Below are 6,649 nucleotides of genomic sequence, written 5' to 3'. Positions count from 1 at the left end.
CAAGGCCGCTTTGGCAAGCCGTCTGGAGGTCAGCGCCCCAACAGTCAGTCAGTGGTGCTCAGGCGCGCGGCCTGTTCCGGCTGAGCGCGCTTTGCAGATCGAAGAAATCACCGCTGGAAAGGTCCGGCGCGATTTGCTGTGCCCGGCTTTCCCCTGGAAAGCGGCAGCGGCGTGATCGAGGTTTTCGCATAGCAACGTCCTGTCAGTGGTTTCCATGGTTCCCATTCTAGGAACCAGGGCAGGGCGGCGAAATCGGGCGGGAAGTGCTGGGGGTTTATCCAGTACCAGAAACGGATGGAAACGCGATGAGTAATGCACAGCACATCAACAGCGTACTGGATCGCGTTCTGTCCGGTATGGGCGCCGAGGAGGGGATTCCCGCTGCCTCGCGTGAAGAGTATCGGGACATGGCAGTGACGGCGGCCGGCATGGTTCGCGGCTGTGTCACGAAAGCCAGAAAGCAAAAAACCGCAGGACTGTGTTTGCAGTACCTGCGGCTTTCGTTGCGCGACTCGGCGGCAACCGAGAAGCGCGAAGTGAAGCAGAAGTCGGAGCAAGTATGAGCAACGTCACCCAACTACGCAATACCGGGGGGTTCACCCGGATGGATAACCAGCTGATGGAAGCCTTGGCGGCAGTGCATCTGTCGCCAGCTGAATTCAAGACCCTGCACGCGATCGCTCGGATCACTATCGGCTTCCAGCTGCAAGAGCGCCGCATCACAGCCGATGAAGTGGCCAAGAAGACCAATATGCTGCCTGCGCATGCGTCTCGTGCAATCAGCAGCCTTCTGGCTCGGCGCGTGCTGTATCGCGTAGGCGGAAGTCGCGGTGAAATTGGCATCTGCGATCCGGCCGAGTGGATCTACCAAGAGACGAAGAATCGAAAATCGACTAAACCAAAATCAGTCGAAACTACCAAAATTGGTAATCTCGCGACGGTAACGAAACTACCAATTTCCGACGACTCCCATCTTTATACGAAAGAAATACCCCTAGTAACTGTTCCTTCGGAACAGATTACTGCCCCCCAAGGGGGCGAGCCCGCCCAGGTCGAGAAAGATTCCGAGGTTTCGTTCAACGGCGAGGACTTCCAGGTCAGCTCTGACCTGATCACCAAGTGGGCGAAAGCCTACGCACCGGTTGACGTCGAGACTGAGATCGTTCGCGCCGCCGCCTGGGCTTCCGCTAATCGCCCGAAGAAGGACTGGCGCCGCTTCCTGGTCAAGTGGCTTGGCAGCGCTCACCGCAAAGCCGCTGGCACCGTGAACGAGGCTGGCGTCCCTGTGGACCAGATCATCGACCTGTACCACCGCGTTTGCCCGAACCTGCCGGCTGTCACCGTGAAGACCGATAAGGCGCTTCGCAGCATGATCGTCGAGCGCTGGAACGAGGCTGAGGCGCACAAGAGCGGCAAGAGCTTTTGGCTCCCGTACTTCGAGAAGGCCAACAACCGCAGCCAGGTCTTCTACCGTGGACAGAATGTCGTCCCGCGCCTGGAGGCTCTGGTAAGCCGCGCCGTCTTCCGTGAAATCTCGGAGGCGCAGCAATGATCGAGCTTCACAGTCTGGAAGCCGAGCACGGAGTCATCGGCGCGATGCTCAAGCAGCCGCACCTGATCGACGTGCTGAGCGATGACCTGTCACCCGACGCGTTCGCCTATGCCGACAACGCTGACCTGTACCGCCTGATCCTGGCGCTTCATGACGACGGCCAGCCGGTGGATGTGATCACCCTCGGTGAGCGCATGGCTGAGCTGCCGAGCGGCATGCGCACCATGGCCTATGCCGGCGAAATTCATCTCAACACGCCCAGCGCGGCCAACGCGAAGACCTACGCCAAGATCATTCGCGATCGCGCTGTAGCTCGGCAGATCGTCGCCGCGGCAGAGCGCATCCACGAGATTGCCCACGACCAGGCGTGCGTCGAGGACAAGATCGCGCAGGTTCAGTCCACCATTCTGGCCCTCGGGACCGATGGCGGCGACGCCGAATGCCAGACGCTGGCAGATATGTGGGCCGAGCACATCGAGGTAATCCAAGAGCGACTGGATCGCTTCTCCAAGGGCAATGTCATGGACGGCCTTGGGTCCGGCATCCCTGATCTGGACAGGTACACCCAAGGCATGAAGCCTGGCCAGATGATCGTGGTGGCGGGGCGTCCCGCCATGGGCAAAACCACCTTGGCGATGAACATTGCTGCCGACGTCGGAATCAACCAGCGCAAGCCTGTCGCCGTCATCAGCCTGGAGATGAGCAAGACACAGCTGATGGACCGTCTTCTCGCTGCGGTCGGCGGCATCCCCTTGCCGTCGCTAAAGACAGGCGAGTGCGCGAACGACTACAGCGCTGAACTGACCTCTGCCGGCCTAAAGCTGAGCCAGTCGCCGATCGTCGTGTCCGACGTTCCGGTGATGACCATTGCTCGGATTCGGTCGATCGTCCGGCGCCAGAAACATCGAATGGGCGGCATGGGGCTCGTTGTCATCGACTACTTGGGCCTGGTCGAGGGCGAGGGCGCTGGTAGGACGGAAGACGTCACCGTTATGTCTCGCCAGATCAAGCTGCTGGCCCGCGAAATGGGCTGTCCCGTGATCATCCTCTCCCAGCTCAACCGCAGCTGCGAGTCTCGTCCAGACAAGCGCCCGGTCCTCTCTGATCTGCGCGAGTCAGGCGCTATCGAGCAGGACGCCGACATCGTGATGTTCGTGTACCGGGACGAGGTATATCACCCGAACACACAGGACAAGGGCATCGGCGAAATCCTGATCCGAAAGAACCGGGACGGCGAGATCGGCATGGTTCCGACGGCCTTCCAAGGCGATAAGTCGCGCTTCGTTCCGCTTGCCGCACATAGCCGCACGAGCAATGTCGTTGAGGTGAATTTCTGATGACCACCCCAATCATCGCACTCGCCTGGCTCATCGCCATTGGCGCCTGCGCGACGCTGGAGTTTGTGGTTCGGGCGGCGCGTGGAGGCAAGAGCAATGCGTAAGCCTCGCTTGTTCGTCAGCTTTAGCGGAGGCCGAAGCTCGGCATATATGGCGCAGTGGATCAAGCGGACCATGGGCGAGACCCACGACCTGCTGTTCGTGTTCGCCAACACCGGCCAGGAGCACGAGGAGACGCTGAAGTTCGTCCGCCGCTGCGATGAGGCGTTTGGCCTGGGCGTCGTCTGGGTCGAGGCAGCCGTGCAGTTTGGTGCGCGGGTGTCGACGAAGCACCGCGTCGTCACCTTCGAGACTGCAAGCCGCAACGGGCTCCCGTTCGAGCATGTGATCCAGAAGTACGGCATCCCGAACCAGAAGTTCCCGCACTGCACGCGCGAACTGAAGCTGAACCCGATGTACTCCTACGTCGACTCGGTCTGGCCTGAGCGCGACTACCAGATCGCTGTCGGCCTGCGCGTGGATGAGCAGCGCCGCCGCCGGAAGGACGCCGACTTCACGCGCATCGTTTACCCGCTCATGGACTGGCATCCGATCGACAAGGAAGACGCAAACGCCTGGTGGGAGCAGCAGCCATTCACGCTGAACCTGACTGAGCGCCAAGGCAACTGTGTGTGGTGCTGGAAGAAGTCCGACCGCAAGCACCTGCTCAACCTTGCCGACGACCCGGAGAGCTACGAGTTCCCGGATCGCATGGAGAAGCTCTACCCGGACGCGGGCGCCGGCAATGGCGGCCGAGTGTTCTTCCGCGGTAACCGCTCGACCCAAGACCTGATCGCACTGAGCCAAATCGTTATTCCTGATGAGCGCATGGGCTCGCGTGACGACGAGGACGGTGGATGTTCCGAAAGCTGCGAGGCGTTCGGCGAGCAGCAGTTGGACCTGTTTGATGAGGAGGCCGCATAGATGGCTAACCCAACCTTCCCCCTACGCAACGAGATGGACCGCCAGCGTGCCATGCAGATCCTGCAGCGCGTTGACCTCGACGCCGGCTATGTCTGGACCATGCGCGAAGAGGCCCGCAGCGACGCGGCCAATCGCCGTATGTGGGCCATGTTGCGCGACATCAGCCGCCAGGTTGAGTGGTACGGCCGCAAGCTCGACGAGGAGAGCTGGAAGCACGTCTTCTCGGCGGCAGTCCAGCAGCAGGACGCGGTGCCGGGCATTAACGGCGGCTTCGTCGTCCTGGGCGTATCGACCCGCAAGCAGAGCAAGCAGTGGTTCAACGATCTGTTCCACGTCATGGAGGCGTTCGCCGCTGAGCATGGGGTGAAGTTCACGACGGCTGATCATTGGGGTATCGGGGAGGCGGCGGCATGACGATCTTCCTTCTGTGGTACGTCGCCTGCGCCATGGTCAGCGTGGCTTGCACGGTAAAACTCGGGATTGTCGCGGGAGTCCAGATTTGCCACTGGAGAGCCGCCGCGGTCTGGCCTGTGTTCTGGCTATTCGTCGCGTGGAGGTGCATGCGATGACCCGCATCGTCTCCAAGAAGCTGCGCGCCAAGCGATGCCGCAACGCCGCGTGCCGATCCGAGTTCGTACCGGCCCGCCCGCTGCAGACCGCTTGCAGCGTCGCGTGCGCCATTGCGCTGACACATGCCACCAAGGCTAGGCAGTCGCGTGAACAGGACAAGCAGGAGCGAGCGGCCCGCCGGGCGGCACGGGAGCGGATCAAGACCAAGGGCGACTATCTGCGCGAGACACAGGCCGCCTTCAACGAGTGGATCCGCGAGCGGGACCGTGATCTGCCGTGCATCAGCTGCGACCGATTCCATCAGGGCCAGTGGCACGCCGGCCACTACCGGACGGTCGGGGCTAATCCTGAGCTGCGCTTCAACCCGCTCAATGTCCACAAACAATGCGCCCCCTGTAACAACCACAAGTCGGGCGACATCGTGAACTACCGCATCAACCTGGTAGAGCGCATCGGCGCAGATCAGGTCGAGTGGCTGGAAGGGCCGCATGAACCACAGCGCTACACCATCGAGGAGCTGAAGGCGATGAAGGCCTCGTTCCGCGCAATGACCAGAAGCCTGAAGAGGGGAGCAGCATGAGACTTATATCCGCGCGCGAAGCCTGGTCGGCCGCTTACTACGAGCGCTGGGACAGCATCTCATCCTGCATGGCCGAACAAGCCACGCTTGGCATCGTTGAGGGCGGCGGTTTCATCACCAAGGAAATCGAAGAAATCGGCGAGGATGGAAAGCCGTTCACGTGGAAGCAGCATATCTACTGCCCTCCGGTTAAGCAGGATCGAGGAGGACGCGGGAGCTCCGCGGCGAAAGCTGCCGATCAGGCGCTAGCAGGTTGCATACAGAGGGCGGTGGGCACCTTATCGCCTGGGCTCCGGGCATTTGGCCACCACATGTACAGTCCGATCGCGACGATGGATGACATGGAGATGGCCGAGGAACTGGTCTGGGAGTGGTTCGAGGCGCGCCGCATCTATCACGGAATGCGGATGACGGCATCGAAGCGCGAGCGGGCCTATTACGCCTCCAAGCTCTGTCTGCATCGTTATCGCCGCATCCACCAGGGCGGCATGAGCGCAGGGATAGACCCGACGCCAGATCCTGAGTCGTTCCGCAAAGCGCTGGATGACGTGTATGGCGTTCCCCTGGAAAGCGCGGCGTGGGGTCGAGATTGGCAGCCGGTCATTGAGATGATGATGGCCGTGTGCAGTGATATCGACCGAGCGGCACTAGTGCCGGTTTCGGCGGTTCTAGGCGAGATGAAAGACGCAGCGTGAAGCATTGTTATAACGTGTTGACCTTCCCGCACGGCTGGCGTATCGTTATTTCCATAGTCGAAACTCCGCACTCAAGAAGCCCTGGCCGAAACGCCGGGGCTTTTTCGTTTCTGGCTCCCATGCCTTCTTCCCAGCTCCGAGCGGACTGATGCGCATTGAGGAGCCCGATTGTTTTGCCCGAACTCCCCGGGCGTTTTATTCCTGGAGCCACGAATGGCCGAGCCAACATCAACCGGTGTGCTTACTGCCGGCATTGCTGGTGCAGGCATAGCCGGCCTGCTTGCTGGAGTGGATAGCGCAGCGGCTGTTGGGTCGTTATGTGGGTCGGTGATCTACTTCATCAGCGCGAAGGAGCTGCCTCTGCCGGAGCGCCTGACCTACTTTCTGATCTCGTTCGTGATGGGCTATCTCCTGGCCCCGGCGATCACCGGCATCGAGCTGTGGGGCATCAAGCCCTTTACGCTGCCAGCCCCAGCTGCATTCGGCGCATCTCTGATGGTGGTCACGGTATCCCTGGCAGCACTCAAGAGGCGGCGCCAATCGGCATCGCCGAACGGTGGTATCGATGGATAAGTCTCTGACCTACGCAACGCTGGCCTTGAGTCTGGTGATGTTCGTGCGGATGTTCACCTACCGCCGCGGAGACGCCACGTTCCGCCGTGACGTGTCGATCATGGCAGCGCTGATCATGGCCTGCTGCGGCGCGACGGTGATCTACATCCTCGCAGGGGAGCTGGTGGTGCCGGTGAAGGCATGGCCGATGGTCCTGCTGCTGGCCGTGCTCACAGCCTCACTGATGCGCTGCGGCGGCAACCTATCCAAGGTCCTTCGGCATCCGTATGGGTGGGATGGTAGAGAGCGGAGGCGATAGACGAAGGTCGTCGGGGATTCCAATTTCAGCGGCGGAACGCTTCCGCCATGCAAGAAAAGAAGAGGGCTCCTAGAGCTGATG

Annotated in this window: 10 protein-coding genes; all 10 read left to right on the top strand. The window is 61.2% G+C overall.

What is annotated here, in order from left to right:
• Window positions 1-10: 10 nt before the first annotated feature.
• The 10 genes from EA795_RS20290 to EA795_RS20245 all read left to right on the top strand — a co-directional run bounded on the left by EA795_RS20290 (window position 11) and on the right by EA795_RS20245 (window position 6,568).
• Window positions 11-175, top strand: a complete 165-nt coding sequence (locus tag EA795_RS20290; protein WP_240645058.1) for a transcriptional regulator — start codon at window positions 11-13, stop codon at window positions 173-175.
• 130 nt (window positions 176-305) lie between these two features.
• Window positions 306-563 carry a hypothetical protein gene (locus EA795_RS20285; protein ID WP_122079181.1) on the top strand — a complete coding sequence of 86 codons (258 nt, stop codon included), beginning with the start codon at window positions 306-308 and terminating at the stop codon, window positions 561-563.
• Entirely contained in the window at window positions 560-1,552 is a 993-nt protein-coding gene (locus EA795_RS20280; protein WP_122079179.1) for a replication protein, read from the top strand. Before EA795_RS20285 ends, EA795_RS20280 begins: the two co-directional genes overlap by 4 nt.
• Entirely contained in the window at window positions 1,549-2,889 is a 1,341-nt protein-coding gene (gene dnaB, locus EA795_RS20275) for a replicative DNA helicase (protein ID WP_122079177.1), read from the top strand. Before EA795_RS20280 ends, dnaB begins: the two co-directional genes overlap by 4 nt.
• Before the next feature lie 96 nt (window positions 2,890-2,985).
• Entirely contained in the window at window positions 2,986-3,852 is an 867-nt protein-coding gene (locus EA795_RS20270) for a phosphoadenosine phosphosulfate reductase domain-containing protein (protein ID WP_122079175.1), read from the top strand.
• The gene (locus EA795_RS20265; protein ID WP_122079174.1) at window positions 3,853-4,266 is read left to right on the top strand and encodes a recombination protein NinB; all 414 of its coding nucleotides are present in this window, start codon (window positions 3,853-3,855) and stop codon (window positions 4,264-4,266) included. It abuts the gene before it with no gap.
• Between the two features lie 160 nt (window positions 4,267-4,426).
• Complete coding sequence (locus tag EA795_RS20260) at window positions 4,427-5,002, top strand: recombination protein NinG (protein WP_170162256.1); 576 nt, start codon at window positions 4,427-4,429, stop codon at window positions 5,000-5,002.
• Window positions 4,999-5,697, top strand: coding sequence for a hypothetical protein (locus tag EA795_RS20255; protein ID WP_122079171.1), 699 nt, complete (start codon window positions 4,999-5,001; stop codon window positions 5,695-5,697). Before EA795_RS20260 ends, EA795_RS20255 begins: the two co-directional genes overlap by 4 nt.
• Before the next feature lie 213 nt (window positions 5,698-5,910).
• Window positions 5,911-6,270, top strand: a complete 360-nt coding sequence (locus EA795_RS20250; protein WP_122079169.1) for a putative holin — start codon at window positions 5,911-5,913, stop codon at window positions 6,268-6,270.
• The gene (locus tag EA795_RS20245) at window positions 6,263-6,568 is read left to right on the top strand and encodes a phage holin family protein (RefSeq protein ID WP_122079168.1); all 306 of its coding nucleotides are present in this window, start codon (window positions 6,263-6,265) and stop codon (window positions 6,566-6,568) included. Before EA795_RS20250 ends, EA795_RS20245 begins: the two co-directional genes overlap by 8 nt.
• The last annotated feature ends 81 nt before the right edge of the window (window positions 6,569-6,649 follow it).

It is taken from the genome of Stutzerimonas nitrititolerans, assembly GCF_003696285.1.
In the GTDB taxonomy this organism is placed as follows: Bacteria; Pseudomonadota; Gammaproteobacteria; order Pseudomonadales; family Pseudomonadaceae; genus Stutzerimonas; species Stutzerimonas nitrititolerans.
This window is presented reverse-complemented; position numbering and strand designations above follow the sequence as displayed.